The organism is Streptomyces sp. AK08-02 (assembly GCF_033795085.1).
Lineage (GTDB): Bacteria > Actinomycetota > Actinomycetes > Streptomycetales > Streptomycetaceae > Streptomyces > Streptomyces echiniscabiei.
In genome coordinates this window covers 291,971-318,434 of sequence record NZ_JARAZV010000013.1, presented here as the reverse complement: position 1 = coordinate 318,434, position 26,464 = coordinate 291,971, and the positions used below count along the sequence as shown (strand labels likewise).

At 70.5% G+C, this 26,464-nt stretch carries 26 protein-coding genes; 11 read left to right on the top strand and 15 right to left on the bottom strand.

The features are described 5' to 3' along the window. Nucleotides 1-123: 123 nt before the first annotated feature. The 4 genes from PV734_RS27830 to PV734_RS27815 all read left to right on the top strand — a co-directional run bounded on the left by PV734_RS27830 (nt 124) and on the right by PV734_RS27815 (nt 6,577). Nucleotides 124-2,490 (top strand): ribonucleoside-diphosphate reductase subunit alpha, encoded by a 2,367-nt coding sequence (locus tag PV734_RS27830; RefSeq protein ID WP_319092061.1) that lies wholly within the window; start codon nt 124-126, stop codon nt 2,488-2,490. Further along, the gene (locus tag PV734_RS27825; RefSeq protein ID WP_415924273.1) at nt 2,490-3,560 is read left to right on the top strand and encodes a ribonucleotide-diphosphate reductase subunit beta; all 1,071 of its coding nucleotides are present in this window, start codon (nt 2,490-2,492) and stop codon (nt 3,558-3,560) included. The genes PV734_RS27830 and PV734_RS27825 overlap by 1 nt, the downstream gene beginning before the upstream one ends. A 309-nt stretch (nt 3,561-3,869) precedes the next feature. Further along, complete coding sequence (locus tag PV734_RS27820; RefSeq protein WP_319292536.1) at nt 3,870-5,942, top strand: putative Ig domain-containing protein; 2,073 nt, start codon at nt 3,870-3,872, stop codon at nt 5,940-5,942. A gap of 128 nt (nt 5,943-6,070) precedes the next feature. Continuing rightward, nucleotides 6,071-6,577 carry a hypothetical protein gene (locus tag PV734_RS27815; RefSeq protein ID WP_319292535.1) on the top strand — a complete coding sequence of 169 codons (507 nt, stop codon included), beginning with the start codon at nt 6,071-6,073 and terminating at the stop codon, nt 6,575-6,577. On the opposite strand, the gene PV734_RS27810 is transcribed toward PV734_RS27815, so the two are convergent. Further along, complete coding sequence (locus PV734_RS27810; protein ID WP_319092064.1) at nt 6,544-6,765, bottom strand: hypothetical protein; 222 nt, start codon at nt 6,763-6,765, stop codon at nt 6,544-6,546. The genes PV734_RS27815 and PV734_RS27810 overlap by 34 nt on opposite strands. Nucleotides 6,766-6,858: 93 nt before the next feature. Between PV734_RS27810 and PV734_RS27805 the strand changes: the two genes are divergently transcribed. Beyond that, on the top strand, nt 6,859-7,821 hold the full coding sequence (locus tag PV734_RS27805; protein ID WP_319292533.1) for a GlxA family transcriptional regulator: 963 nt from the start codon (nt 6,859-6,861) through the stop codon (nt 7,819-7,821). Nucleotides 7,822-7,851: 30 nt separating this feature from the next. On the opposite strand, the gene PV734_RS27800 is transcribed toward PV734_RS27805, so the two are convergent. From PV734_RS27800 to PV734_RS27760, 9 genes are all read right to left on the bottom strand, one after another. After that, entirely contained in the window at nt 7,852-9,222 is a 1,371-nt protein-coding gene (locus tag PV734_RS27800) for a cytochrome P450 (protein WP_319292532.1), read from the bottom strand. Next, entirely contained in the window at nt 9,219-10,304 is a 1,086-nt protein-coding gene (gene cyc1, locus PV734_RS27795; protein WP_319092067.1) for an epi-isozizaene synthase, read from the bottom strand. Before cyc1 ends, PV734_RS27800 begins: the two co-directional genes overlap by 4 nt. Before the next feature lie 307 nt (nt 10,305-10,611). Continuing rightward, nucleotides 10,612-11,262: a peptide deformylase gene (gene def, locus PV734_RS27790; RefSeq protein ID WP_319092068.1), complete on the bottom strand. Its 651-nt coding sequence runs from the start codon at nt 11,260-11,262 to the stop codon at nt 10,612-10,614. Between the two features lie 151 nt (nt 11,263-11,413). Next, nucleotides 11,414-12,394: a tetratricopeptide repeat protein gene (locus tag PV734_RS27785; RefSeq protein ID WP_006376699.1), complete on the bottom strand. Its 981-nt coding sequence runs from the start codon at nt 12,392-12,394 to the stop codon at nt 11,414-11,416. A 157-nt stretch (nt 12,395-12,551) separates the two neighbouring features. Continuing rightward, entirely contained in the window at nt 12,552-13,778 is a 1,227-nt protein-coding gene (locus PV734_RS27780; RefSeq protein WP_319092069.1) for an HD-GYP domain-containing protein, read from the bottom strand. After that, the gene (locus PV734_RS27775; RefSeq protein ID WP_319292531.1) at nt 13,775-15,232 is read right to left on the bottom strand and encodes an HD-GYP domain-containing protein; all 1,458 of its coding nucleotides are present in this window, start codon (nt 15,230-15,232) and stop codon (nt 13,775-13,777) included. Before PV734_RS27775 ends, PV734_RS27780 begins: the two co-directional genes overlap by 4 nt. A 209-nt stretch (nt 15,233-15,441) precedes the next feature. Beyond that, nucleotides 15,442-15,912, bottom strand: coding sequence for a roadblock/LC7 domain-containing protein (locus PV734_RS27770; protein ID WP_319292530.1), 471 nt, complete (start codon nt 15,910-15,912; stop codon nt 15,442-15,444). A gap of 371 nt (nt 15,913-16,283) precedes the next feature. Continuing rightward, complete coding sequence (locus tag PV734_RS27765; RefSeq protein ID WP_319092073.1) at nt 16,284-17,099, bottom strand: hypothetical protein; 816 nt, start codon at nt 17,097-17,099, stop codon at nt 16,284-16,286. A gap of 61 nt (nt 17,100-17,160) precedes the next feature. Next, nucleotides 17,161-17,526, bottom strand: coding sequence for a hypothetical protein (locus PV734_RS27760; protein WP_319092074.1), 366 nt, complete (start codon nt 17,524-17,526; stop codon nt 17,161-17,163). Nucleotides 17,527-17,689: 163 nt separating this feature from the next. Here PV734_RS27760 and PV734_RS27755 point away from each other — a divergent pair, with 163 nt between their 5' ends. Continuing rightward, nucleotides 17,690-18,055, top strand: a complete 366-nt coding sequence (locus tag PV734_RS27755; RefSeq protein WP_319092075.1) for a hypothetical protein — start codon at nt 17,690-17,692, stop codon at nt 18,053-18,055. A 73-nt stretch (nt 18,056-18,128) separates the two neighbouring features. On the opposite strand, the gene rsrA is transcribed toward PV734_RS27755, so the two are convergent. From rsrA to PV734_RS27735, 4 genes are all read right to left on the bottom strand, one after another. Beyond that, nucleotides 18,129-18,422 carry a mycothiol system anti-sigma-R factor gene (gene rsrA / locus PV734_RS27750; protein ID WP_319092076.1) on the bottom strand — a complete coding sequence of 98 codons (294 nt, stop codon included), beginning with the start codon at nt 18,420-18,422 and terminating at the stop codon, nt 18,129-18,131. Beyond that, nucleotides 18,419-19,099 (bottom strand): RNA polymerase sigma factor SigR, encoded by a 681-nt coding sequence (sigR, locus tag PV734_RS27745; RefSeq protein WP_044474046.1) that lies wholly within the window; start codon nt 19,097-19,099, stop codon nt 18,419-18,421. Before sigR ends, rsrA begins: the two co-directional genes overlap by 4 nt. A gap of 285 nt (nt 19,100-19,384) precedes the next feature. After that, nucleotides 19,385-20,038 (bottom strand): alpha/beta family hydrolase, encoded by a 654-nt coding sequence (locus PV734_RS27740; protein ID WP_319292529.1) that lies wholly within the window; start codon nt 20,036-20,038, stop codon nt 19,385-19,387. 1 nt (nt 20,039) lies between these two features. After that, on the bottom strand, nt 20,040-20,855 hold the full coding sequence (locus tag PV734_RS27735; RefSeq protein WP_319292528.1) for an SOS response-associated peptidase: 816 nt from the start codon (nt 20,853-20,855) through the stop codon (nt 20,040-20,042). Between the two features lie 230 nt (nt 20,856-21,085). On the opposite strand from PV734_RS27735, the gene PV734_RS27730 reads away from it, so the two are divergent. The 4 genes from PV734_RS27730 (at nt 21,086) to PV734_RS27715 (ending at nt 24,710) form a co-directional block, all read left to right on the top strand. Beyond that, nucleotides 21,086-21,808: a M50 family metallopeptidase gene (locus PV734_RS27730; protein ID WP_319092079.1), complete on the top strand. Its 723-nt coding sequence runs from the start codon at nt 21,086-21,088 to the stop codon at nt 21,806-21,808. Nucleotides 21,809-21,905: 97 nt separating this feature from the next. Beyond that, entirely contained in the window at nt 21,906-23,255 is a 1,350-nt protein-coding gene (gene aroA / locus PV734_RS27725) for a 3-phosphoshikimate 1-carboxyvinyltransferase (protein WP_319292526.1), read from the top strand. Nucleotides 23,256-23,271: 16 nt separating this feature from the next. After that, nucleotides 23,272-24,282 carry a ribosome small subunit-dependent GTPase A gene (rsgA, locus tag PV734_RS27720; protein WP_319292525.1) on the top strand — a complete coding sequence of 337 codons (1,011 nt, stop codon included), beginning with the start codon at nt 23,272-23,274 and terminating at the stop codon, nt 24,280-24,282. 104 nt (nt 24,283-24,386) lie between these two features. Continuing rightward, nucleotides 24,387-24,710, top strand: coding sequence for a DMT family transporter (locus PV734_RS27715; RefSeq protein ID WP_006383410.1), 324 nt, complete (start codon nt 24,387-24,389; stop codon nt 24,708-24,710). A 39-nt stretch (nt 24,711-24,749) separates the two neighbouring features. Here the strand turns inward: PV734_RS27715 and PV734_RS27710 are convergent, their stop codons facing one another. Beyond that, on the bottom strand, nt 24,750-25,379 hold the full coding sequence (locus tag PV734_RS27710) for a helix-turn-helix domain-containing protein (protein WP_319292523.1): 630 nt from the start codon (nt 25,377-25,379) through the stop codon (nt 24,750-24,752). 203 nt (nt 25,380-25,582) lie between these two features. Here PV734_RS27710 and hisN point away from each other — a divergent pair, with 203 nt between their 5' ends. Continuing rightward, nucleotides 25,583-26,383 (top strand): histidinol-phosphatase, encoded by an 801-nt coding sequence (gene hisN / locus PV734_RS27705; RefSeq protein WP_319092083.1) that lies wholly within the window; start codon nt 25,583-25,585, stop codon nt 26,381-26,383. The last annotated feature ends 81 nt before the right edge of the window (nt 26,384-26,464 follow it).

Here is a 26,464-nt window from a genome sequence, read left to right as displayed (position 1 = left end):
CCGGTCCGGGTGCCTGACGTCCGGGCCTCGTGGAGTGGGCCGGTGGACGCACGCGTGCCGTAAGGCGTCCGCGTGCCCCGCTGCCCTCCGCAAGGCCCCGTGCCGAGCGAGGGAGAGCCCCCTGTGACCATCGCGCCAGCCGAACCGGCTTCAGCGACCCCAGAGGCCGCAGTCGAGACGGACGGTCCCGGTACCGCGCTGCTGCGGATCCTGACCGAGCTGACCGCCGACCTCCCCGACGCGGACCCCGGCCGGGTCGCCGCCGCCGCGCTGCGCGGCCGGTCCGCGCGGGCCGACGTGTCGGAGCTGCGCGAGCTGGCCACCGAGGCCGCGGCCGGCCTCATCTCCGAGGACCCCGCCTACTCCCGGCTGGCCGCCAGGCTGCTGACCGTCACCATCGCCGCGGAGGCCGCCTCACAGGGCGTCACGTCCTTCGCCGAGTCTGTCGCGGTCGGGCACCGCGAGGGTCTGATCGCCGACCGCACCGCCGAGTTCGTACGGCTGCACACGGACCGTCTGAACACCCTGATCGACGTCGAGGGCGACGACCGCTTCGGGTACTTCGGGCTGCGCACCCTCCACAGCCGGTACCTCCTGCGCCACCCGATCACACGCCGGGTGATCGAGACGCCCCAGCACTTCATGCTGCGCGTCGCGAGCGGTCTGGCGGAGGACGACACTTCTCGGGCGCTGGACGAAGTCGCCGCGCTCTACCGGCTGATGAGCCGCCTCGACTACCTCCCCTCCTCCCCCACCCTCTTCAACTCCGGTACCCGGCACCCCCAGATGTCGTCGTGCTACCTCCTCGACTCGCCCCTCGACGAGCTGGACTCCATCTACGACCGCTACCACCAGGTCGCCCGGCTCTCCAAGCACGCCGGTGGCATCGGGCTGTCGTACTCCCGTATCCGCAGCCGCGGTTCGCTGATCCGGGGCACCAACGGGCACTCCAACGGCATCGTGCCGTTCCTGAAGACGCTGGACGCCTCCGTCGCCGCCGTGAACCAGGGCGGCCGGCGCAAGGGCGCCGCCGCGGTGTACCTGGAGACCTGGCACTCCGACATCGAGGAGTTCCTGGAGCTGCGCGACAACACGGGTGAGGACGCCCGCCGTACGCACAACCTGAACCTCGCGCACTGGGTCCCGGACGAGTTCATGCGCCGGGTGAACTCGGACGCCCTCTGGTCGCTCTTCTCCCCCTCCGACGTGCCTGAACTGGTCGACCTGTGGGGCGACGAGTTCGACGCCGCCTACCGCGCGGCCGAGGAGGCCGGGCTCGCCCGCAGGACCATCCCGGCCCGCGATCTGTACGGCCGCATGATGCGTACGCTCGCGCAGACCGGCCAAGGCTGGATGACCTTCAAGGACGCGGCCAACCGCACCGCCAACCAGACGGCCGAGCCTGGCAGCGTCGTCCACTCCTCGAACCTGTGCACCGAGATCCTGGAGGTCACGGACGACGGGGAGACCGCGGTCTGCAACCTGGGCTCGGTCAACCTCGGCGCGTTCGTCGACACGGCGGCCGGTGACATCGACTGGGAGCGGCTCGACGAGACGGTCCGTACCGCCGTCACCTTCCTGGACCGGGTCGTCGACATCAACTTCTACCCGACCGAGCAGGCGGGCCGCTCGAACGCCCGGTGGCGTCCGGTCGGTCTGGGCGCGATGGGCCTCCAGGACGTCTTCTTCAAGCTGCGTGTCCCCTTCGACTCGCCCGAGGCCAAGGCCCTCTCCACGCGGATCGCCGAGCGGATCATGCTCGCCGCGTACGAGGCCTCCGCCGACCTCGCCGAGCGCAGCGGCCCGCTGCCGGCCTGGGAGAAGACCCGTACGGCCCGTGGTGTGCTGCACCCCGACCACTACGACGTGGAGCTGAACTGGCCCGAGCGCTGGTCGGCGCTGCGGGAACGTGTCGCCCAGGTCGGTATGCGCAACTCGCTCCTGCTCGCCATCGCGCCCACGGCGACCATCGCCTCGATCGCCGGGGTGTACGAGTGCATCGAGCCGCAGGTGTCCAACCTGTTCAAGCGCGAGACGCTGTCCGGTGAGTTCCTCCAGGTCAACTCGTACCTGGTGAAGGAGCTCAAGGACCTCGGCGTGTGGGACGCCCGCACCCGGGAGGCGCTGCGCGAGTCGAACGGCTCGGTGCAGGACTTCGCGTGGATCCCGGCCGACGTACGGGCCCTGTACCGCACGGCCTGGGAGATCCCGCAGCGCGGGCTGATCGACATGGCCGCCGCCCGGACGCCGTTCCTGGACCAGTCGCAGTCCCTGAACCTGTTCCTGGAGACGCCGACCATCGGCAAGCTCTCCTCCATGTACGCGTACGCCTGGAAGTCGGGCCTGAAGACGACGTACTACCTGCGCTCCCGCCCGGCGACCCGTATCGCCCGCGCCGCGCAGGCGACCGTCCCCGTCCAGCAGGTCGCCGAGCCCGACGCCGTCGCCTGCTCCCTTGAGAACCCCGAGTCCTGCGAGGCCTGCCAGTAATGACCGCCCACCCGTCGCCCGACCACCACCCCTCAACGACGGCGCTGCGCGCCGGCACCTCCTCTGCCGAGAAGAACCTTCTCGACCCGGGCTTCGAACTGACCCTCCGCCCCATGCGCTACCCGGACTTCTACGAGCGCTACCGGGACGCCATCAAGAACACCTGGACCGTCGAGGAGGTCGACCTCCACTCGGACGTCTCCGACCTGGCGAAGCTGTCCGAGGGCGAGCAGCACATGATCGGCCGGCTGGTCGCGTTCTTCGCGACGGGCGACTCGATCGTCTCGAACAACCTGGTGCTCACGCTCTACAAGCACATCAACTCCCCGGAGGCGCGGCTGTATCTGAGCCGGCAGCTGTTCGAGGAGGCTGTGCACGTCCAGTTCTATCTGACCCTGCTGGACACCTATCTCCCCGACCCGGCGGACCGGGCGGCGGCCTTCGACGCGGTGGAGAACATCCCGTCGATCCGCGAGAAGGCCGAGTTCTGCTTCAAGTGGATCAACGAGGTCGAGAAGCTGGAGCGCCTGGAGACCAAGGCCGACCGCCGCCGTTTCCTCCTCAACCTGATCTGCTTCGCCGCGTGCATCGAGGGCCTGTTCTTCTACGGCGCCTTCGCCTACGTCTACTGGTTCCGCAGCCGGGGCCTCCTGCACGGCCTCGCCACCGGCACCAACTGGGTGTTCCGGGACGAGACGATGCACATGAGCTTCGCGTTCGAGGTGGTCGACACCGTCCGCAAGGAGGAGCCGGAGCTGTTCGACGAGCAGCTCCAGCAGCAGGTGACCGACATGATGCGGGAGGCGGTCGAGGCGGAGCTGCAGTTCGGCCGGGACCTGTGCGGTGAGGGTCTGCCGGGTATGAACACCGAGTCGATGCGCCAGTACCTGGAGTGTGTCGCCGACCAGCGGCTGGCCCGGCTGGGCTTCGCCCCGGTGTACGGCTCGGAGAACCCCTTCTCCTTCATGGAGTTGCAGGGCGTGCAGGAACTGACCAACTTCTTCGAGCGCCGCCCGTCGGCCTACCAGGTGGCCGTGGAGGGCACGGTCGACCTCGACGAGGACTTCTGACGCCACGTCACTGACGGTGCCGGGCTTACCGAAGGGTAATCCCGGCACCATCAAGCGCTGGGCGTACTCCATGGATCGTCCATCCACCGTCCATGGACCTCCTATGGAGCGGCAAAGTTCTTCCGGCGCATCTGTTCCGGTCTCGTGGGCCCCGGCTACTTTCTGGCCAACCTGTCATGCGCACAACGGCATCACGGACCGTTCAAAGTGTCATGCCCCTGACGATAACGCGCACTGCTGCCGCTACGCGCGTCACAGGGCTGCCACCAGCGTCGAGAACCCCACTCCAACGACGGAGGCAGTACCCCCATGCGTAAGACACGCACCGACATGTCCAGGCACGGCCTGCGAAGACTTCTGGCCGTCGCCGCGCCCGCCCTCGCCCTCAGCCTCGCCGGACTCGTCGCGGCGCCGGCACACGCGGCGCCCGCACCGCACGCGGTGGCGCCCACCTCGCACGTCACCCAGAACTCCAGGGCCCTCACCTCCCCGGACCGGCAGACGTTCCACTCGACCGGCAAGGCCGGCCAGAAGGTGCCGACCACGCATCTGTGCGCCACGGCCGAGCCCGGTCACGTCTCCTGTTTCGCCCAGCGCCGGACCGACATCAAGCAGCGTCTGGCCGCAGCCGCTGCCGCCGCCGCGCCCTCCGGGCTCAGCCCGGCCAACCTGCACAGCGCCTACAACCTCCCGTCAACGGGCGGTTCCGGCCTGACGGTCGCCGTCGTCGACGCGTACAACGACCCCAACGCCGAGGCCGACCTCGCCACTTACCGTTCGCAGTACGGCCTGTCCGCCTGCACCAAGGCCAACGGCTGCTTCAAGCAGGTCAGTCAGACCGGTTCGACGACCTCGCTGCCGACCAACGACACCGGTTGGGCCGGCGAGGAGGCGCTCGACCTCGACATGGTCAGCGCCGTCTGCCCCAACTGCAACATCATCCTCGTCGAGGCCAACTCCGCCACCGACTCCGACCTCGGCACCGCCGAGAACGAGGCCGTGGCGCTCGGCGCGAAGTTCGTGTCCAACAGCTGGGGCGGCGACGAGGCGTCCTCCCAGACGACCGAGGACACCTCCTACTTCAAGCACCCCGGTGTCGCGATCACGGTCAGCGCGGGCGACAGCGCGTACGGCGCCGAGTACCCGGCGACCTCCCAGTACGTGACCGCCGTCGGCGGCACCGCCCTCTCCACGTCCTCCAACTCCCGCGGCTGGACCGAGTCCGTGTGGAAGACCAGCAGCACCGAGGGGACCGGGTCCGGCTGCTCGGCGTACGACGCCAAGCCGAGCTGGCAGACCGACACCGGGTGCGCCAAGCGCATGGAGGCCGACGTCTCCGCCGTCGCCGACCCCGCCACCGGTGTAGCCGTCTACGACACCTACGGCGGCTCCGGCTGGGCTGTCTACGGCGGCACGAGCGCCTCGGCGCCGATCATCGCGGGCGTCTACGCCCTGGCCGGCACCCCGGGTTCCAGTGACTACCCGGCGAAGTACCCCTACAGCCACACGAGCAACCTGTACGACGTGACCAGCGGCAACAACGGCTCCTGCACCACCTCGTACTTCTGCACCGCGACCACCGGCTACGACGGTCCGACCGGCTGGGGCACCCCCAACGGCACCACCGCCTTCACCTCGGGCTCCACCAGCACGGGCAACACGGTGACCGTCACCAACCCGGGCACCCGGACGACCACCACCGGCAGTTCGGTCAGCCTGCAGATCAGCGCGACCGACAGTGCGTCGGCGACCCTCACCTACAGCGCGAGCGGTCTGCCGACCGGGCTGTCGATCAGCAGTTCGACCGGCCTGATCTCCGGTACGGCGTCCACCGCGGGCACTTACCAGGTCACCGTGACCGCGAAGGACAGCACCGGTGCCTCCGGTTCTGCCTCCTTCACCTGGACCGTCGGGTCGAGCAGCAGCACCTGCACCTCGTCCCAGCTGCTCGGCAACCCCGGCTTCGAGTCGGGCAACACCACCTGGACCGCCTCCACCAGCGTGATCAGCAACTCCACCAGCGAGGCGGCGCACGCCGGCTCGTACTACGCCTGGCTGGACGGCTACGGCTCCGCGCACACCGACACGCTCTCCCAGTCGGTGACCGTGCCCAGCGGCTGCAAGGCCACCTTCACCTTCTACCTGCACGTCGACACCAAGGAGACCTCCACCAGCACCGCCTACGACAAGCTGACGGTCACCGCCGGCTCGACCACCCTGGCGACGTACTCGAACCTCAACGCCGCCTCGGGCTACGTCCAGAAGTCCATCGATCTGTCCTCGTACGCCGGGTCCACCGTCGCCCTGAAGTTCAGCGGTGTCGAGGACTCCTCGCTCCAGACCAGCTTCGTCCTCGACGACACCGCCGTCACGACCAGCTGACCACCGCTCCGCCCTGGGCCCCGGCCGCCGCCTTCGCGGCCGGGGCCCAGGTGTGGGATCAGACGTGCGAGCAGGTGTGGGATCCGGACGGGCGGGTGACACGTCGAACGGAACAAGGAGGCTTTTCCATGCGTCGAACGATCCGCCGCCACCCGCCCGTCGCCCTCTCGGCACTCGCCCTCGCCCTGACCATCACGCTCGCGGGCTGCGCCGACCGGACCGACAGCGGCAAGGACGGCGGCAACAGCTTGTCGTCCTCCCCCACGACGAACCCGACCACCGGCCCGAGCCCGAGCACAAGTCCGACCCCGAGTCCCGCGGACTGTGCGGCAGCGGCGCCGCTCGGCGTCGGCGACAGCGGCCGTACGGTGTGCCTGGCGGTGGGTGACACGGTCCGTATCAGCCTGGACGGAACCTCCGAGCGGCCCTGGAAGCCGCTCACCGCGAACGGCTCCGGCCTGGAGGCCGCCAACAGCGGGGTCGTCCTGCTGCCCGGCGACGCGAGCGCCGCCTTCGCGGCCGTGGCGACAGGCAGGACCCGGCTGGAGTCCACGCGGCCACTGTGCGCCGCCGGGACCGGCCGGGTCTCGTGCAAGGGGATTCAGGAGTGGTGGGTCACCGTGGTGGTGAAGTAGCGCCGCCGTGGTGCGGGGAGCGCGGTGGGAACGCGTCCCTCGGTCTCCCGGCGAGCCTGCTGGGCCTCGCGGAGCTGACGGTCGATGCGCCGGTCGCGCGCCAGGCCGATCAGGGACGGAAGGGCAAGGGCCACGAAGACCGCGACGACGAAGAGGATTCCGGCGATGTTGTCCGCTGCTGTGTTCATGGACATCAGTCTCGTCCCGAACACTCCTTACCGTCAGTGGCAGGACTGCCGCACACCCTCGATTTCCTGCCAAAGGCGAGGCACACTGGCAGCATGCTCGAAAACGTGGCCGTCGTCCTGCTCGACGGAGTGCATCCCTTCGAACTCGGTGTCGTCTGTGAGGTCTTCGGTCTGGACCGCGGCGACGAGGGCCTGCCGGTGTACGACTTCGCGGTCGCCTCGGCCGAGGGCCCGACCCTGACCACCCACGCGGGCTTCGCCGTGGGCACGGAACACGGGCTGGAGCGTCTGGAGACGGCCGACCTGATCGCCGTACCGGCCGGGCAGACCTATGTGGACCGGGAGTACCCGCCGGAGCTGCTGGACGCGCTGCGGCGGGCCGTGGCGCGCGGGGCCCGGGTGCTCAGCGTGTGTTCCGGGGCCTTCGTGCTCGCCGCCGCGGGACTGCTGGACGGCCGGCGGTGCGCGGTGCACTGGCGGCACGCGGAGGAACTGGCCCGGCGCTATCCGCGGGTCCTGGTCGAGCCGGACGTGCTGTACGTCGACGAGGGGCCGGTGATCACCTCCGCCGGTACGTCCGCCGGGATCGACGCCTGTCTGCACATCGTGCGCGAGGAGCACGGGCCCGAGGTCGCCAACGCCATCGCCCGGCGGATGGTCGTACCGCCGCACCGGGACGGCGGGCAGGCCCAGTACATCGAGCGGCCCCTGCCCCGGTCGCGGTGCGACACCGTCGGGGAGGTACTGGTGTGGATGGAGCGCCATCTCGACGAGGAGGTGACCGTCGAGCAGCTCGCCGAGCGCGCCCACATGTCGCCCCGCACCTTCGCCCGCCGCTTCCAGCAGGAGACCGGCACCACGCCCTACCGCTGGATTCTGCGGCAACGCGTGCTGCTGGCACAGCAGTTGCTGGAGGCGACGGACGAGACGATGGACGCGATCGCCTGGCGCACCGGGTTCGGCAACGCGGCGGCGCTGCGCCATCAGTTCGTACGGTCGCTGGGGACGACACCACAGGCGTACCGGCGTACGTTCAAGGGCCCGGAGGCCGCCTGAACGCGCGCCCGCTCCACCACCCGGACCGCTTCAGCGGGGTGTCGCCCGCAGGAGCATCCGGTCCGGGTGCAGGGTGATGCCCACCCGGAGCGCGTCCCGCGATTCGGGCACTCGTTCGAAGCGCCACTTCCTCGCCAGCTCGGCCGTGAGAATGGTCAGCATGGCCATCGAGAAATGGTCACTCGGACACTTGCGATTGCCCACACCGAACGGGGTCATCGCGTACTTGGGCAGGTCCTTGACGCGTTCCGGAAGCCAGCGGTCGGGGTCGAACTCGGTGTTCCGCTCGTACGAACGCGGATCGCGCTGTATCGCGTACGGGCTGTACACGAGGTCGGCCCCGGCCGGAATCCGATAGCCGCCCAGCTCGGTCTCGGCCACCGCCCTCCGGGTCAATATCCATACGGGTGGCTGCAAACGCATCGTCTCGACGACGACATTGTTCGTGTGCGCCAGCTCGCGGACGTCCGCGAATGCGACCGGGCGGTCACCCGCGACGGATTCTCCCTCCTCGGCCACCTTGTCCGCGTGTTCCGGCTGCTCGGCGAGTACCTGGAGCAGCGACATGATCGTGGAGGCGACGGTTTCGGCGCCCGGGGTGACTATGGCGATGACCTGATCGTGGATCTCCTGTTCGCCTATGGGGTCGCCATTCCCGTCCGTCGCCGTCAGCAACGCCGTCAGCAAATCGTCCGGGTTCTGACCGGATGCCCGGCGTTCGGCCACGATCTCGTCGACGACAAGATGCATATCGGCCAGAGCCCGGTTGAATTTGAGGTTGCCCGGCAGCGGAAGCCGGTAGAGCGGTCCCGCCGGGATCACCATGCGCCGGTACATCCCGAGGAACACCGTGGCGAGCGCGGCGCACAGTCGTTCGGCGCGCTCGTCCATGTAGTCGCCGCGCAGCAGACAGCGGGCCGCGATGCGCACGGCGACCCGAAAGGACTCGGCAGTGGTGTCGATGACCTCGCCGGGCTGCCAGCGCCGGGCGAACGCCTGCGCCTCCTCCTCCATGATCGGCCCGTACTCGGGGAGGACGTCCAGCCTGAACGCGGGCTGGATGGTGCGCCGTTGACGCCGGTGGGTGGGCCCGTTGGCGGTGGCCACGCCCTGCTTGCCGAGCAGCCCTTCGAGGGACTCCCACAGCGGGCCGCCGATGATGTAGTCCGGGTTGAGGGCGAGTTCCCCGACCAGTTCCGGGGCGGTGGCGGCGTACACCGTCTTGGGGCCGAGTTTCAGCCGTACGACGTCGCCGTGGTCGCGGAGCCGGGCGAAGTAGCCCAGGGGGTCGCGGACGAGCTGCCAGCCGTGGCCCAGGAGCGGGACACCGCCGCCGGCGAAGGGCGGATCGGGCAGCTCCCCGGTGGCCGGGGACACGGGGCGTACTGATTCGACGGTCATTTCTCACCTGCCGCTTCGTTGTTGACGTACGGGGGTGTGGAGCGGTCGTCCCAGTTGTCGACCATGTAACGGCCGGACTCGTGGTGGAACCAGTAGACGGAACTGAACCAGTTCCGCATATTGTCGAGACAGGCGCTCAGGGCCCTGCTCGTTTCCTTTCCTCGCACGCTGCCGTCGTCGAGTGACGCGGCGAGACGGCGCACTTCCTTTTCCACCGCGAGGAATTCGAGAACGGTCCCCTCGACCCGCCTCCTGACTTCCGCGATGGCCTCCTCAAGTGTCAGCCCCTCGTGCCGAATGAGACTGATCCCGAGATTGTGCACCTCGTCCCCCGCGATCTCCTTCGGGAGCGAGCAGAGATCGTTGTACCAGGCGGCGAATTCCTGGCTCAGGAGAGCCGCCCGGCGGAATGCGGAGTTCTTCCTCACCATGCTGGGGAGTTCGCATCCCGCGCTCGGTTCCAGGAGGTCGGTCCAGATCCAGTGCGCGAAGGTGAGCCGCCGTAGTTCGAGGTATTCCTCGACTTTCGGCACCGTTCCGTTTGTACGGTTGCGGAATTCTCGGTCGTACGCGTCTATCACCGCGTGGAAGTGCCGCGCGAAGCGGGCGTTCCACCTCCTGCCCAGGAACGAGTACAGCCGCAGCACACTGTCCGCGAACCCCGCGACCAGCGGATCCGGGTGGTGGAGATAGAGCCCGGGTGCGTCCAGCGCGGAGTGGAGCAGGTCCTTGAGTTGCCGCCAGGCGGCGGGCCGGCCGTGCACGATGTCACGGTCATGGCGGTCGTCCCAGACGAAGAACCAGGCGCTGTAGTCCGCTATCGCCTGGAGTACGTCGTCCGGGGCGCCGAGGTAGTACCCGGCCATGAGGTCGGTGTAGCAAAGGCCGTCGGCATATTCTGCGACCTTGTCCGGCGGCATGAGGCGTTTTTCCAGCAACCAGGCCCTGGTCTTCTCCTGCAGTCGGGGCCAATACGGGTGCAGTCGCCGGGGAAACGCCGCCTCGATCACCGGTAAGGCCAGTGACGGTGGGATCGCTACCGCTGGTGTCGCCGGTGAGGTGCTGTGTGGGAAAGCAGGCACGAACAAACCCCTCTCAGCCGCGAGTTGACGCAACACCCCTCCCGCTGTGCCGGGCGTGCGCCGTTGCGTATCCCCGCACTTCCCATTCAGCACCACAACTGACCGTTCTGGGAACGCATTTGCTCCCTTCACTACCCCAAGCTGCCGAGATTCGCCGCTCACTTGACTGGTTACGGATCACGGTATGCGCACTTGAGTCCAGGTTTCGATCGAACGTGCGACGGACACGCGAACGGCTCCTGGTCAGGGATCGTTCCGACCAGGAGCCGTTCGCGTGTACGCCTGCCTCAGGCGTTGTCAGAAGTTGTCAGTCGTTCGCGACCACGGGGTACCGGGGCTCGTTCTCGGCCATCTGCCGCAGGGCGTCCTTGCGCTCGCGCTTGGAGAGCCGGTCGATGTACAGGTATCCGTACAGGTGATCGGTCTCGTGCTGCAGACAGCGCGCGAAGTAGCCGGTGCCCCGCACCTTGATGGGGTTGCCCTTCTCGTCCTGCCCGGTCACCTCGGCGTAGTCCGGCCGGGCGAGCGGCGCGTACGCGGTCGGCACGGAGAGGCAGCCCTCGTTGCTGTCGTCCAGCCGACGCCGGTCGGCGGGCAGTTCCACCAGCTTCGGGTTGCAGATCACGCCGGTGTGCCGGGCGCCGTCGTCGTCGGGGCAGTCGTAGATGAAGACCTTCAGGTCGACGCCGACCTGGTTGGCGGCCAGACCCACGCCCTCGGCGGTGCGCTGGCTGGCGAACATGTCCGCGACCAGCTGGTCCAGCTCCGCGCCGAACTCGGTGACGTCCTGGCACTCCTTGTGCAGCACCGGGTTGCCGACGACCGTGATGGGCCGCGAGGTCCCGCGCTCACGCCAGGCCGCCTCACGCTCCTCGCCGTCCTCGGTGTCGACGACGAAACCCTCGTCGTCCACGGGGAGCACGCCCGCGTGCTGCTGATCGGTGTCCTGCTGCGCCATGACCGACGATGCCTTCCTCAAACAAGCGGGGGGAGAGTTGCTGATACAGGGTACGGGGAACAGGTGATGGGGGCCGCCCCGCAGGGGCGCCCCCAAAGGGGCGCGGGGAACTGCGCGACAAGCCACAACGGACCCGCAGTCGGCAAGGGCCCTAACAAACCTCTTCCAGATCCCGCCAGTCCCGAGTATCCGGACTGTCAGCAACCCACCCGTCCAACAGCCCCCTCACCAAGGAGGCCGGGGCCGCAAGGCCACACTCCCGCTCAGGCGCCCAGAACTGCCCGTCCGTACGGTGCCCCAGCGGCCCGGGATGCCCCGGCTCACTGTGATCGTGCGGATCGAGATGCTCACCGTCACCCTCGTCGGACGGCATCCGTGACTCCGAGCACATCCGGCACAGCAACCGCACCGACGACGACCAGTCCTCCGCGGCGAACCCCGCGTCGGACGCCAGCCGCTCCAGGGCGTCCCGGTCGTCCTCGGCGGCGGCCTCCAGGAGGACCACCCAGGTGGGCACGGGCGAGGGCGCCCACAGCTCGATCTCGTCGAAGACGGGGTAGGAGTGCCCGGCCGCGGTGGTCCGCTCCCCGTGGGGCACCCCGTCGTGCAGCACGACCTCGCCCCAGCGTCGCCCGGAGGACGGCAGCGGAATCGACAGCACCTCGACGCGCGCGGGGTCGAGCCGCCGCCCCCACACGACCTCGGCCTCGCCCTCCGGCGACAGCCGTACGGCCGCGCTGCCCAGGTCCATCCCGGCGGGCTCACCGGCGGCGGCGGCGCCCCCGGGCACCCGCAGCCCGTACGCCTGCCAGGCCCGACGGGCCAGCGGCCAGTCCTGGAGAGCGGTGGCCGCGATGCCCACGTTCCACCAGTCGGGGGCCCCGGTCTCCCGGTCGAGCAGGGCGATGGCGCGCAGACCGGCCGCCCTCGCCTGCTCCCAGTCGTGCCGGAACTTGTGGAGCAGGGCGAGATTGAACCAGGACTCGGACAGCCAGGGTTCCAGATCGGCGGCACGTGTCAGCAACGCTCCCGCGTCCTCGTACCGCCCGTCGCCGATCAGCGTGAACGCGCGGTCGGTGGCCTGCCGCCATGAGGCGGAGGGCCGGTGCCGCCCCTTGCCGAAGATCCTCACGATTCCCGCCTGCCAGTGCCGTGGAGTGGGCCGGCTTCTGCCCCCGTACAGCCTCTCCCTCGCATCCAACCACGGACCGCTGGAGGGGCGCTCATTACCCATGGGTTACCCAACCGAGGGCAGCGTAAGACCGTCCACCCCTCTCCCACCACCACCTTCACCCGATGCGCTCCCGGACGACTCCACCATTTCTGGCGAGTACCCGCGCGAGGGATTCCACCACCTCGGGCTGGTAGTCCCGGCCCGTGCCGAGCCGCAGCTCCTCCAGCGCGCGCAGCGGGCCGCCCGCTCCGGCGTCCCGCACCTTCTCGTCGTAGGCGTTGACGGCCCGCACGATACGCGCGGACACGGGCTGTTCCCGGTACGGATCGGCCTGCCGTTCCACGACCACGGCGACGGCCGCGGCCACCCCCGTCTGCCGTACGACGGCCCCGCCGAGCAGCGCGATCCGGCGCTGTTCCGCCACGGGGAGTACGGCCGTGGCGCCGGCCGGTACCGGGTCGACGAGGCTGAGTTGCCCGATGTCGTGCATGAGGGCCGCGTACTCCAGCACGGTCAGTTCCGGCTCGGACAGCCCCAGCTCCCGGCCCACCGCCCCGCTGAGCACCGCGACGCGCCGGGCGTGCCCGGCCGGTGTGTACCCGGCGATCTCGGTGGCGCGGGCCAGGGAGGCGATGGTCTGCCGGTAGGTGGCCCGCACGGCCGCGTACCGCCGGAAGGCGAACTGTGTGAGCAGCAGCGGCAGCGAGAAGACGGGCAGCGCCCAGAGTCCGACGACGGCGACGGCGAGCGCCATGACGACCCCGGTGGCACACACGGCCGTCCCGATGCCCAGCGTGGCCCGCAGCTCGTCCCGCAGCAGCGGGCCGAAGGGCCAGCCGGTGCGCGCGTGCGCGAGCGCGGCGGCGAGAACGGCGTCGCAGAGCGCGGTGAGCACGAGCAGCGCGACGAGCAGGAGGGCGTAGGCGGAGCCGCCCCAGGCCTCGAACACGCCCTGGTTGTAGAGGGGTTGGAAGCAGATGGCGGCGAAGCCCGCGGTGAGCACCCGGCGGGCGAGATGGTCGGTGGTCGGCCCCTGTCCCCGCGCGACGTGCGGCACACAGCCGACGAGGGTGGCCGCGACGACGACGGTGACGACCTGGAGCGCGCCGTGGTGGGTGGCCCGTCCCGCGTCCTCCCCGAGCAGCGCGTACGACAGGGCCCCGGCCGCGGCGAGCGGCGCCGCCTCCCGCGACTCGGGCCCGCTCCAGCGGGTCAGCTCCCCCGCGACGACGAGCAGCCCGAAGGAGAGCGCGACGGCCCGTTCGTCGAGCCCGGACCAGAGGGTGTGGGCGAGGGAGACGGCGGCGAGGAGCGCGGCGGCGGCACGGACGAGGGCCCTCATCGCACCCTGCCTTCGCTGCCGACCTGGCCGGGGATGCCGTCGGGGTGGGTGGTGGGCCCGTCGGAAGGCGCGTTGGAGGGTCGACTGGTAATCGGACCGGAAACAGGTGGGGTGGGTGGGAAATCACAAGGGGACTGGACCGAGTCTGCTGTGACCGCCGGATGCCACCCACCCCGCCGCTCCAGCCCCCTCACCAACGCCCCCACCATCACCGGATCGAACTGCGTCCCCGCGCACCGTTCGAGCTCAGCGAGAGCGACCCCCACAGGTCGCGCCCTGCTGTACGACCGCGTGGACGTCATCGCGTCGAACGCGTCCGCGACGGCGACCACCCTCGCGAACTCCGGGATCTGGCTGCCGACCAGCCCGTAGGGGTACCCGCTCCCGTCCAGCCGTTCGTGGTGGTGCAGGATCGCCGACCGGGCCTCCCCGAGGAAGCCGATCCCCCGGACCATCTCGTGGCCGTACTCCGGGTGCAGCTCGATCACCCGCCTCTCCTCCGGGGTCAGCGGCCCGTCCTTGCGCAGCAGCCTCGTGGGAACGCCCAGCTTGCCGACGTCGTGCAGGATCCCGGCGAACCGCAGCACCTCCACCCGCTCGTCGTCCATGCCCAGTTCCCGCGCGATCACCATCGACGCCTGTCCGACCCGCTCGCTGTGCCCGCGCGTGTACCCGTCCTTGATGTCGACGGCCTGCACGAGCGCCCTGATCGTGGCCTGATGTGCCGCCCGCTCCCGGTGGTACTGCGCGAAGACCCACCACGACACCCACATCGGGAGCAGCACGAGCAGCGCGGCGAGCGGCCCGTACGGGCTGCGCCACAGGACGGCCATCATCAGCCCGGCGAGCCCGTGCACCCCGACCGGTACCAGGGACCGTACGAACAGCCCCCGCCAGGCCAGCCGTACCGGCACCCGTTCGGCGAGCGCCAGGATGCCTCCGTCGAGCAGGGCCAGGACCAGGCAGAACGCGACGACGGCCGCCCCTGCGGCGGCCAGGGCGTACGGGAAGTAGGACGAGACGACCGTGTCGGGGCCGCCGAGCGACCAGTGCACCCGCGAGGCCGTCCAGGCGCCGATCCCGAGCTGTCCGGCCCGCCAGAGCCGACGCGGCCAGGGCGTCCGTTCCGCGCCCCGCACGAGCAGCGCGCCCGGCAGCGGCACGAGGGCGGCAGCGGCGGGCGGCAGCAGGAAGGCGCCGGCGAGCAGGACGGGCGTGTGCCACCTGGGTGGTCCGCCGCCGGTGCCACCGGGGCCGACGGCGCCCGGCCCCTCGTACCCCGGCCCCCCGCCGAACCGGCCGACCGCGAGCTGCTCGCACGCGGCGCACAGCGCGGCGAACAGCGCCACGGCGCCCCAGGGGGCATGCGCGTACCCGACGGGCGCCGCGCAGAGGACGGCCCCGACGGCAACGGCGACGACGTAGACACGCGCCCACGGCGTGATCGACCGCATGGCGTTCCCTCCCCCCGTGTCCCGGACCGGCGCCGATCGGGCGTTCGGCGCGAGCCTGTCCAGGCTCCGGGACATGGAGGATAGGGCGGCCGTCAGCGGCCGTACGGAGGCATTGGGCGAATCTCAGGCCTCAGAAGCCGCAGATTAGCCCGTTAGAGGGAAGCGGGCGTATCAGACGTAACCGGCGGCGGGGCCGCGCGGCTTCCGTCTCAGTACGCCACGTCGGCCGCCAGGACCTTGGCCAGGTCCTCGACCGTCGCCGGGGACTCACGCTGGAACGCGGCGATGTCCAGCCCGTCGTCGCCCACGACGGTCAGCAGGGCGCGTTCCCCGACGGCCAGCACGATCACGTGCCCGGAGCCGCACCGGGCGACCACCTCGCGCAGGGCCCCGACCTTCGCCTGCTCGGCGATACGGCGGCTCACCCCGAGCGTCGCGGCGGCGAGCGCGGCGACCGACTCCGGGTGCACGGAGTCCGCGTCGGCCACGACGAGAAGCCCGTCGACCGTGGACAGGACGCTCTCGGAGACTCCCATCACCCGCTCCCGCAACGAGGTCAGGATGTCGGTCAGCCGGGAGGACTGGGACGCCTCGGAAACCTGGTCGGACCGGGGGTCGTCGCTCAGGGGATTCCGGGGGCTCGGAGGGCTCGGAGGGCTCGGAGGACTCAGGGGACCCATGGGACGTACTCCTTGCGATCAGTCGGGCTCAGGAAGAGCGCGCAACGCGTGGCGGACCCGCCGCAGCGTCTCGACAGAGGGTTGGTCGGCGGCCAGTTCTTCGGCCGTGGGGCCCAGCAGGGCGGGGTTTGCCGCACCCCGTACAGGAAGCGGCTTCCGTACGGGCAGAGGGGGTGTACTCACCCCTTGGTCGTCGTGATCCTGGTCCGCGCTCGCCGACGCGTTTCCCTCGTCGTTCGCATCGCCGTTCGCATCGCCGCTCGCCTTGCCGATTCTCTCGCCGCTTCCCTCTTCGTTCCCGTCGGCGCATCGGTCGGTGCTTTCGTCAGCACGTCGGTCGGTGCCTGGGTCATCTCTTCCATCGTCCGCACTCACTTCCCCCCTTTCTCTCCGCCACGAGGCATCCGCCTCGGCAGCGGCTCGGTTCTCGACGGCACCGGCGGCGGGCCCGCGACCCGCGTACGGCCGGGAGCGACACGTGGCGCCGTGCTCGGCCGGCCGCCGGGGACGGTCGGGGGCTCCCAGCGGAGCAACCCGTACGACTCCATGCGGATCAGGTCCAGCATCACGGCGTACAGTCCGCGTCCCAGCGCGAAGGCGAGGTCACGGGCCGTACGGCGCCCGTTGACCTGGTTCAGGATGTTCTCGTGCCGGCCGGACAGCGGCCCCTCCACAACCCCCGTACCGGGTACGGGCCGCACCCGGGCCAGTTCGCCCGGAGGTCCCCACAGACGGATGAGCAGCGCGATCCGCCGCGTGGTCTCGTCGGTCAACTGGCGTGGTTCCACGCCCGGTCGGGCGAGGAGCGCGGGCTCCGGGTCGCTCAGCTCCCAACTGCCGGGCGCGCCCAGCGACATGGCGAAGGCCGCGTCGAACACGGCTGCCGTGCAGATGACTTCGAGCTCGGCGGCGCCCACCAGCTTGTCGGCGACCAGGCGTTCACCGAGCAGTTCCGCGTCGCGCTGTGCGGCGCACGCGGCGAGCCAGTCCTCGTCGCCGATCCGGCCCGAGGTCAGCAGTGCCGAGGTGGCGGTCGGCGCCCCCGGTGTCTCGATCGCGCCCAACAGACCGTCGCGCAGGTGGAGCGTGCCGCCCGGGGTGCCCGCGACCCGTACCGTGCCGCTGAACCCCTCCTCGCGCAGCCCCAGCAGGAGCGCGGGCAGATTGCGCGCGGCGGACGCCCTCATGCGCTCACCCGCGCATCCGTGCCGGTCGTAGGGGTGGGACCGGATCTACCGACCGGGTCCGTCATGCCAGCACCTCGCCGGCCAGGTCACCCAGGCTGCGCGCGGCGAGCGCGAGGTTGACCCGCTGCCGGTCGAGTCCGGCCGTCAGCAGCAGCGGATCGCCGGCCGGGCGGCCCACCGTCAGCAGGACCTGATGGCGGCGCACGCTGGTCGTGACGACGCTCTCCAGCTCACCCTCGGCGCCCGCCCGGCCCAGCCGTTCGGCCACGAGGGCGGCGAACTCGGAGCTGTCCGAACCGTCCCCGGCCTCGGCGGTGTCCCCCGCCACGCCGTACGTGAGACCGGTGACCGCGTCGACGAGGGCGACCCCGGTGACGCCGGGGGAGTCGAGGAACCGGGCCAGCGAACCCTCAACTGCCGTCGACATTTCGCCATTCCCCCTTCACGTACGACCGCTGCGCAGTACTTTGAGCGACAACTTTCGTATCACACACCAAAGTTGATGTTTTAAGACCCGAAAGTCGCTTGGGTCCGATCGTAGTTGCACAGACAGCGACCGGTCAGCGTCACTGAGGAATTGGGGCAGCAGAATGAACATCGAGACAGCGCTCAAGGAAGCCATGACCGTGGACGGCGCGCTCGGAGTGGCGATCGTCGACTACGACAGCGGCATGTCGCTCGGCACCCTCGGCGGCGGCCCGGCCCTGGACCTGGAGCTCGCGGCGGCGGGCAACACCGAGGTCGTACGGGCGAAGATGCGCACGCTGGCCTCGCTGGACATGAACGACAGCATCGAGGACATCCTGATCACGCTGGGCAGGCAGTACCACCTGATCCGCCCGCTGGCCAGCAGCAAGGGAGCGCTCTTCATGTACGTCGCGCTCGACCGGTCACGCAGCAACCTGGCGCTGGCCCGGCACAGCCTGAAGAAGATCGAGAGCGGCCTGGACATCTGAGGTCCCGGCCTCGAAGCGGCTGAAAAACGGCGATCGGCCCCGCCTCAGCGGGGCCGATCGGCGTCCTGCGATGTCAGCCCTCGGCAGCCACGTCGTGGTCGGGCACGGCCTGCCCGGAGCGGATCATGTCGAGCCGCCCCATCACCTTGGCACGCAGGTCGGTCGGCACGTCGTCCTGGCCGCAGCAGCGCTTGACGAGCTTCTTCACCGCCTGTTCGAGCCCGTACTTCTCCAGGCACGGAGAGCACTCGTCGAAGTGGACCTCGAACTTGGTGCAGTCCGAGTCCGGCATCTCCCGGTCGAGGAACTCGTAGAGATGATCGAGTACTTCACTGCAGTCCGTCTCGTGCGGCTCTCCGCAGCTCATGAGCCCGAACCTTTCGCTTCGTTCGACTCTCCGGCACCGGCCGGGACCAGGCCACGGTCACGCGCGTAGTCCTCCAGCATCCCGCGCAGCTGGCGACGGCCGCGGTGCAGCCGGGACATCACAGTGCCGATGGGTGTCCCCATGATGTCCGCGATCTCCTTGTACGCAAAGCCCTCGACGTCCGCGAGATAGACCGCGATCCGGAACTCCTCCGGAATGGCCTGCAGCGCTTCCTTGACGTCCGAGTCGGGCAGGTGGTCGAGCGCCTGCGCCTCGGCGGAGCGCAGACCGGTCGACATGTGCGACTCGGCACGCGCGAGCTGCCAGTCCTCGATCTCCTCGGCAGCACTGCGCTGGGGCTCGCGCTGCTTCTTGCGGTACGAGTTGATGAACGTGTTCGTGAGAATCCGGTACAGCCACGCCTTGAGGTTGGTGCCCTCACGGAACTGGTGGAAGGACGCGTACGCCTTGGCGTACGTCTCCTGCACCAGGTCCTCGGCGTCGGCCGGATTGCGTGTCATGCGCAGCGCGGCCGAGTACATCTGGTCGAGGAATTCGAGCGCGTCCCGCTCGAAGCGCGCGCTGCGCTCCGCGGTCGACTCACTCCTGCCCGGGCCCTCGGGCTGCTCCGCCTGACCGTGTTCGGTCCCCGCGTCGGTCCCAGTGACCGGACCCACCTCCTCAAACGATGTGATGGGACCGAAACCGATCCCACTCGAATCGGAGGATAGACGACCTGCGGTCGGGAGAGGATGAACATCGCGTCCGCCCGCCGCCCGGACAGGGGCGGTCTTCGACGCGCGCAGCACCGTCCAGTCCAGGTCAGCGCTGCTGCGGCGATTCGGGCAGATGGTCGAACCCATGCGGCGGACTTCCTCTCGTACGAACGGTCACCCCACGTTCGTGGCGTCTGATCCGCACAACAGTCACCCACCGCCCGGCATTCCCGGCTCTCACCCCGACTACGGCGCGAGTGACGCGATCCACTCCACGACCCGGCCGGTGATCACCGCCATCGTCTCGTCCTGCCCGACGGGTGCCCGTTTCGGCACGGCGAAGCCGTGGTCGCCGTAGGGCACCTCCACCAACTCGTGCTCCCCCGGCGGGAACTCGGCCGGTTTCCCGAACGGATCGTTGCCGCCCTGGACGACGAGGGTGGGCACCCCGGCCCCGAGCAGCTCGCCGGCCCGGGACCTGTCGGGCCTGCCCGGAGGGTGCAGCGGGAAGGAGAGCGCGAGCACGGCCACCGCGCCCAGTTCCCCGGCCGTACGACAGGCCACGCGGGCTCCGGCACTGCGCCCGCCCGCGATCACCGGCAGCCCGGGCCTCACGAGCGCGGGCCAGATTCCCCGCCACCCCACGTCCAGGGTCTTCGGCGCGGGCGCCAGCTTCCTTCCGGCCACCCGCCAGGGCTGCTCGACGAGCGCCACCGTGACGCCGTGCGCGGGCAGCTCCCCGGCGAGCGCCTGGAGATCCCGGGCCTCGATGCCCCCACCGGCACCATGGCTGACAGCCAGGACGAGCCGGGGCCGCGGGGCGGGACGCCAGGTGACACGGGCGGTGCCCGCGTCGGTCTCCACTGTCTCGACTGCTTCGGGGATGTTCTCGGTGCTCACGTCAGAAGAGTGTGCCCTCCTCGGGCCCCTCCAGCTCGGTCAGCAGCTCCGGTCCGTTGTTGCGGACGTTGCTGACGGCCGTGGAGACGGGGTAGGCGCGCAGCAGTCCGGCGGGCGGCGGCGCGAGCAGCTCGCGCAGGTCGTCCACATCGGTACGGGCCGGGTCGAGCCAGGCGTCCCAGTGGTCCGGGGTGAGCATCAGGGGCATCCGGGGGTGGATGTCGGCCAGGGCGCGCGGGCCATCCGCGGGGGCTGCCGCGAGCGGGGAGGTCTCGGCCTCGGTGGTGATGACCGAGCAGGTCACCCACCAGGCCAGCGGGTGTTCGTCGGGCAGGGTGCGGTCCCGCCAGAACTCGTACAGGCCCGCCATCGCGAAGACCGAACCGTCGGCGGGCGTCACGAAGTACGGCTGCTTGCGCGGTCGCTTCTTCCTGCCCTCGACCTCCAGCTCGCGCTCGCCCGCGGCGGTGACCCACTCGTAGTAGCCGTCGGCGGGCAGGATGCAGCGCCGGGTGGTGAAGGCGCGACGGTACGAGGGCTTCTCGTGAACGGTCTCCGCGCGCGCGTTGATCATGCGGGCGCCGCCCTCGGGCGTCTTGGCCCAGGACGGGACCAGGCCCCACTTGAGCTTCCGCAGCTGCCGCACCGGTTTCGGGTCCTCGGCATCCTTGAGGGGACGGTCGAGGACCGCGTAGACCTCTTTGGTCGGGGCCACGTTGTAGTCAGGGGCGAGTGTCTCCTCGGGCTCCCACCGCTCGACCTCGAAGACCCCCGCGAGATCCTCGGGCGCCCGACTCGCCGCATACCGTCCGCACATCCCCAACCACCCCTCCGACCTGCGGAAACCGCATCTGGCCGCGTCAGTCGCCACCGGTCAGTGCGGTGCGCGGTCACTGAGCGCGGTCGTGACGAACCAGTCTCGCAGGTCGCTCCCGCCCGTTCACGGCCGCCAGGAACGATCGGTGTCGCCACGGCGTCTCAGCCAGTGCCCGTACAGACGTGCCACACTGCCTGATTCGACGCGACGCTAGGGAGCATCCGCAGACAATGACCAGCACCGCATCCACCTCGCTGGCCGGCCTCTGGGACGAGATATTCGGCAGCCAGCCCGACCCCGACCTGTGGGTGGTGATCGCGACCATGGTGGCCGCGCTCGCCGTGATCGTCCCGCATCCCCTGTGGCGCCTGTCGCGCAACGCGATCACCATCGCGCACGAGGGCGGGCACGGGCTGGTCGCGCTGCTGACCGGCCGCACCCTCACCGGCATCCGGCTGCACTCCGACACCAGCGGCCTCACGGTCAGCCGGGGCAAGCCGCACGGCCTCGGCATGATCCTCACGGCCGCCTTCGGCTACACCGCTCCCCCGCTGCTCGGCCTCGGCGGCGCCGCGCTCCTCGCCGCCGGCCACATCACGGCCCTCCTGTGGCTGGCCACGGTGCTGCTGGTGGCGATGCTGGTGATGATCCGCAACGCGTACGGCGCCCTCACCGTGTTCGTCACCGGCGGCACCTTCGTGGTGGTGTCGTGGCTCGCCGGCCCCCAGATCCAGGCGGCGTTCGCCTACGCGGTGGTGTGGTTCCTGCTCCTGGGCGGAGTCCGCCCGGCCTTCGAACTCCAGGCCAAGCGCCGCAGGGGCGGAGCGGGCGACTCGGACGCGGACCAGCTGTCCCGCCTCACACACGTCCCGGCCGGGTTGTGGCTCTTCCTCTTCCACGCGGTGAGCCTGTGCTCGCTGATAGGCGGGGGACGCTGGCTCCTGGAGGTATGACGCGCCCCGCAGGGGCAGCGTCGAGGGGCGCGGGGAACTGCGCGACCAGCCACAACGGCGCCGCACCCGAAGAAGAACCGCCCACTAAAGTGAACCTATGGCCCCGAACCCCGCAGACACCCCCCTCTGGCCCGCCCCGCACGCGACCGGAGCCGTCGACGCGACGGTCCACGTGCCCGGGTCCAAGTCCGTCACCAACCGCGCCCTCATCCTCGCCGCCCTCGCCTCGGAGCCCGGCTGGCTGCGCCGCCCCCTCCGTTCCCGCGACACCCTCCTGATGGCGGGCGCCCTGCGCACGATGGGCGTCGGCATCGAGGAGACGGTGTCGTCGAGTTCCTCCGGCGCGGCAGGCCCGGGCGACCCCGACGGTTCCGGTGAGGCCTGGCGCGTGATCCCCTCCGGTCTGCAAGGCCCCGCCACCGTCGACGTCGGCAACGCCGGCACCGTGATGCGCTTCCTGCCCCCGGTCGCCGCCCTCGCGGACGGGCCCATCCGTTTCGACGGCGACCCGCGTTCGTACGAGCGTCCGCTGCACGGCGTGATCGACGGCCTGCGCGCCCTCGGCGCCCGTATCGACGACGACGGCCGCGGCGCGCTCCCGCTGACGGTGCACGGCAGCGGCGCCCTGGACGGCGGCCCGGTCTCGATCGACGCGTCCTCGTCGTCGCAGTTCGTCAGCGCCCTGCTCCTCTCCGCGCCGCGCTTCAACCAGGGCGTGGAGGTCCGCCACACCGGCGCGACCCTGCCCTCGCTCCCGCACATCCGGATGACCGTCGACATGCTGCGCGCGGTCGGCGCCCAGGTGGACACCCCCGAGTCGGGCGGCGAGCCGAACGTCTGGCGGGTGACGCCGGGCGCGCTGCTCGGCCGGGACCTCACCGTCGAGCCGGACCTCTCCAACGCCCAGCCGTTCCTGGCGGCGGCCCTGGTCACCGGCGGCAGGGTGACGATCCCGGACTGGCCGGCCCGCACCACGCAGCCCGGCGACCGGCTCCGCGAGATCTTCACGGAGATGGGCGGTTCCTGCGAACTCACCGAGTACGGACTGGAGTTCACGGGCTCCGGGTCGATCCACGGCATCGACGTGGACCTGAGCGAGGTCGGCGAGCTGACCCCGGGCATCGCGGCGGTCGCGGCCCTCGCCGACTCGCCCTCCACCCTCACCGGGGTGGCCCATCTGCGCCTCCACGAGACGGACCGCCTGGCGGCCCTGACCAAGGAGATCAACGAACTCGGCGGCGACGTGACCGAGACGGCCGACGGCCTGCACATCCGCCCGCGCACCCTGCACGGCGGCACCTTCCACACGTACGAGGACCACCGAATGGCGACGGCCGGCGCGATCATCGGTCTGGCGGTGGAGGGCGTACGGATCGAGAACGTGGCGACGACGGCGAAGACCCTCCCGGACTTCCCCGATCTGTGGGCCGGAATGCTCGGGAACTGACGGGCGGACCGGAATCATGCGCCGCTACGGCAAGAACACCGACGAGGACGACATCCGCTCCCGCCCGAACCCCAAGGGCAACCGACCCCGTACGAACATCCGCCCGAAGCACGAGGACGCGGCCGACGGCATGGTCCTCACCGTCGACCGGGGCCGGCTGACCGTCCTGGTCGACGACCGGATCGTCATGGCGATGAAGGCCCGTGAACTGGGCCGCAAGGCCGCGGTGGTCGGCGACCACGTGTCCGTCATCGGCGACCTCTCCGGCAAGAAGGACACCCTGGCCCGTATCGTCCGCATCGGGGCGCGCACCTCGCTCCTGCGCCGCACGGCGGACGACGACGACCCGTACGAGCGGGTGGTCGTGGCCAACGCCGACCAACTGGCCATCGTCACAGCGCTGGCCGACCCGGAACCCCGCCCCCGTCTCATCGACCGCTGCCTGGTGGCGGCGTACGCCGGCGGCCTGACCCCGCTCCTGGTCCTGACCAAGTCGGACCTGGCCCCGCCCGACAAGCTCCTGGAGCTGTACGGCGCCCTGGACATCCCGTACGTGGTCACGAGCCGCCAGGAGCTGGAGAGCGGGGCCGCCGTGGCCCGCGTGCGCGAGCAACTGGACGGCAAGATCACGGCCTTCGTCGGCCACTCGGGCGTCGGCAAGACGACCCTGGTCAACGCCCTGGTGTCCAACGACCAGCGGCGCTCGACGGGAATCGTCAACGCGGTGACGGGCCGGGGCCGGCACACCACCACCTCCGCCCTCGCCCTCCCCCTCTCGGGCGACGCGGGCTGGGTGGTCGACACCCCGGGCGTACGTTCGTTCGGGCTGCACCATGTCGACCCGTCCCTCGTGATCCACGCCTTCCCGGACCTGGAACCGGGTACGGAGGGCTGCCCGCGCGCGTGCAGTCACGACGAGCCCGACTGCGCGCTGGACGAGTGGGTGGAGAAGGGGCACGCCGACCCGGCGCGGCTCTACTCCCTGCGGCGGCTGCTGTCGACGAGGGAGCGAACAGAGGGCGACTGACCTCCGCGTTGTTTGGCCGCTACGAGAGCCGGTAAGTGCATAATCGCACCGAGCCGGATCCGAGCGTGACGAAGCGGTCGACGTGGTACACGGGAGGACAAGACATGGCGTGGCTGCTGGTCGTTGTGGCGGGACTCCTGGAAACCGGCTTCGCCGTCTGTCTGAAGCTGTCCCACGGCTTCACCCGTCTGTGGCCGACGGTCGCCTTCTGCGTCTTCGCCCTCGGCAGCTTCGGCCTGCTGACGCTCTCCCTGAAGAAGCTCGACGTGGGCCCGGCGTACGCGGTGTGGACCGGCATCGGCGCGGCGGGCACCACGATCTACGGGATGGTCTTCCTCGACGACCTGGTGTCCGTCCTGAAGATCGTCTCGATCAGCCTGGTGATCATCGGCGTGATCGGCCTGCAGTTGTCGGGCTCCTCCCACTGACCGAAACCGCCCGCACCCGCCCCTCAGCCGCTTCCACAGTCACTTCCACACAGCGTCGTCCGAGGGCTGTAACACGCTCCCCACGAGGTCGGCGACACCACCCTCCCCCGGGGGCGCGGCGACGCAGGACAGGGCGAGCCTGACGGCCAGTTCGCAGGTACGGGACATCTCGGCGACGTCCGACTTGGCCGCGCCGGCGCCGGACAGCACGGTCACGGCCCGGTCCCGGACGAGCGCCACGAAGTCACCGGGCGAGGGCAGCGGCCCGTCGGCCCGCCGCTGCGCGGGCACCGTGGCGGCGGACGGCACGGCGGACAGCGTCGGCGAGGGCAGCCGTTCGCTCCAGCAGCCGGTCAGCAGGGCCCGCACCAGGACGCTGTCGCGGGCGGCCGACGCGGTCCACTCGGCGGCTGCGGTGAGTCGTTCCCGCGCTCCGGAACCCGGTTCGGCGGGCCCGGTCAGCGTCCGCTCGACGCCCGCGAGGTAGGCATCGGCCTCCCTGCGGACGAGGGCCCGGGCGAGCCCCTCCTTGCTGCCGAACTCGTTGTACAGCGTCTGCCGGGACACTCCGGCCGTCACCGCGACGTCGACCATGCGTACGGCGGACCACGGTCGACGCGCGAGCGCCGTGTATGCGGCGTCCAGCAAGGAATCCCGCGCTGCAGGCATGATCCGCCTCCCAGGGCCGAGCGGCTCTGGGCCCAGGTTTGACGCGCACGGGGTCACTGTCAAGGGTGCGCGACGGCACCGGGAGGCGCGTATCGACATTCGCACCCCCGAGCCGCCGACGTCGCCGGCACCGGTCAACCGCGGCCAATCACACCCACCGCCCCCTGTAGCCCCGCGACAGCCTCGAAAGATACGGTTCGCCTATGCCCGACTATCTCGATGACCTGCGCCTTGCCCACGTCCTCGCGGACGCCGCCGACGCCACGACGATGGGCCGGTTCAAGGCACTCGACCTCAAGGTCGAGACGAAGCCGGACATGACGCCGGTCAGCGAGGCGGACAAGTCGGCCGAGGAACTGATCCGGGGCCAGTTGCAGCGCGCCCGCCCGCGCGACGCGATCCTCGGCGAGGAGTACGGCGTCGAGGGCACCGGGCCCCGCCGCTGGGTGATCGACCCGATCGACGGCACCAAGAACTACGTTCGCGGGGTGCCCGTCTGGGCCACGCTGATCTCCCTGATGGAGGCGGGTGAGGGCGGCTTCCAGCCGGTGGTCGGCCTGGTCTCCGCCCCCGCCCTGGGCCGCCGCTGGTGGGCGGCGAAGGGCCACGGCGCCTTCACCGGCCGCAGTCTCTCCTCGTCGTCCCGGCTGCGCGTCTCGAACGTCTCGAAGATGACGGACGCGTCGTTCGCGTACTCGTCCCTCACCGGCTGGGAGGACCGAGGCGTGCTGGGCGGCTTCCTCGACCTGACCCGCGAGGTGTGGCGCACGCGCGCGTACGGCGACTTCTGGCCGTACATGATGGTCGCCGAGGGCTCGATCGACATCTGCGCCGAGCCTGAGCTGTCCCTGTGGGACATGGCGGCCAACGCGATCATCGTCACGGAGGCCGGCGGCACGTTCACCGGCCTCGACGGCCGCCCGGGCCCGCACAGCGGAGACGCGGCGGCGTCCAACGGCCACCTTCACGACGAGATGCTGGGTTACCTGAACCAGCGCTACTGATCCCGTCCCCGCCCCTCCGCGCGCCCCGTAACAGCCGTACCCGCCCCCTTGTTGACCGTCGCTTTACCTGCCACTCTGAAG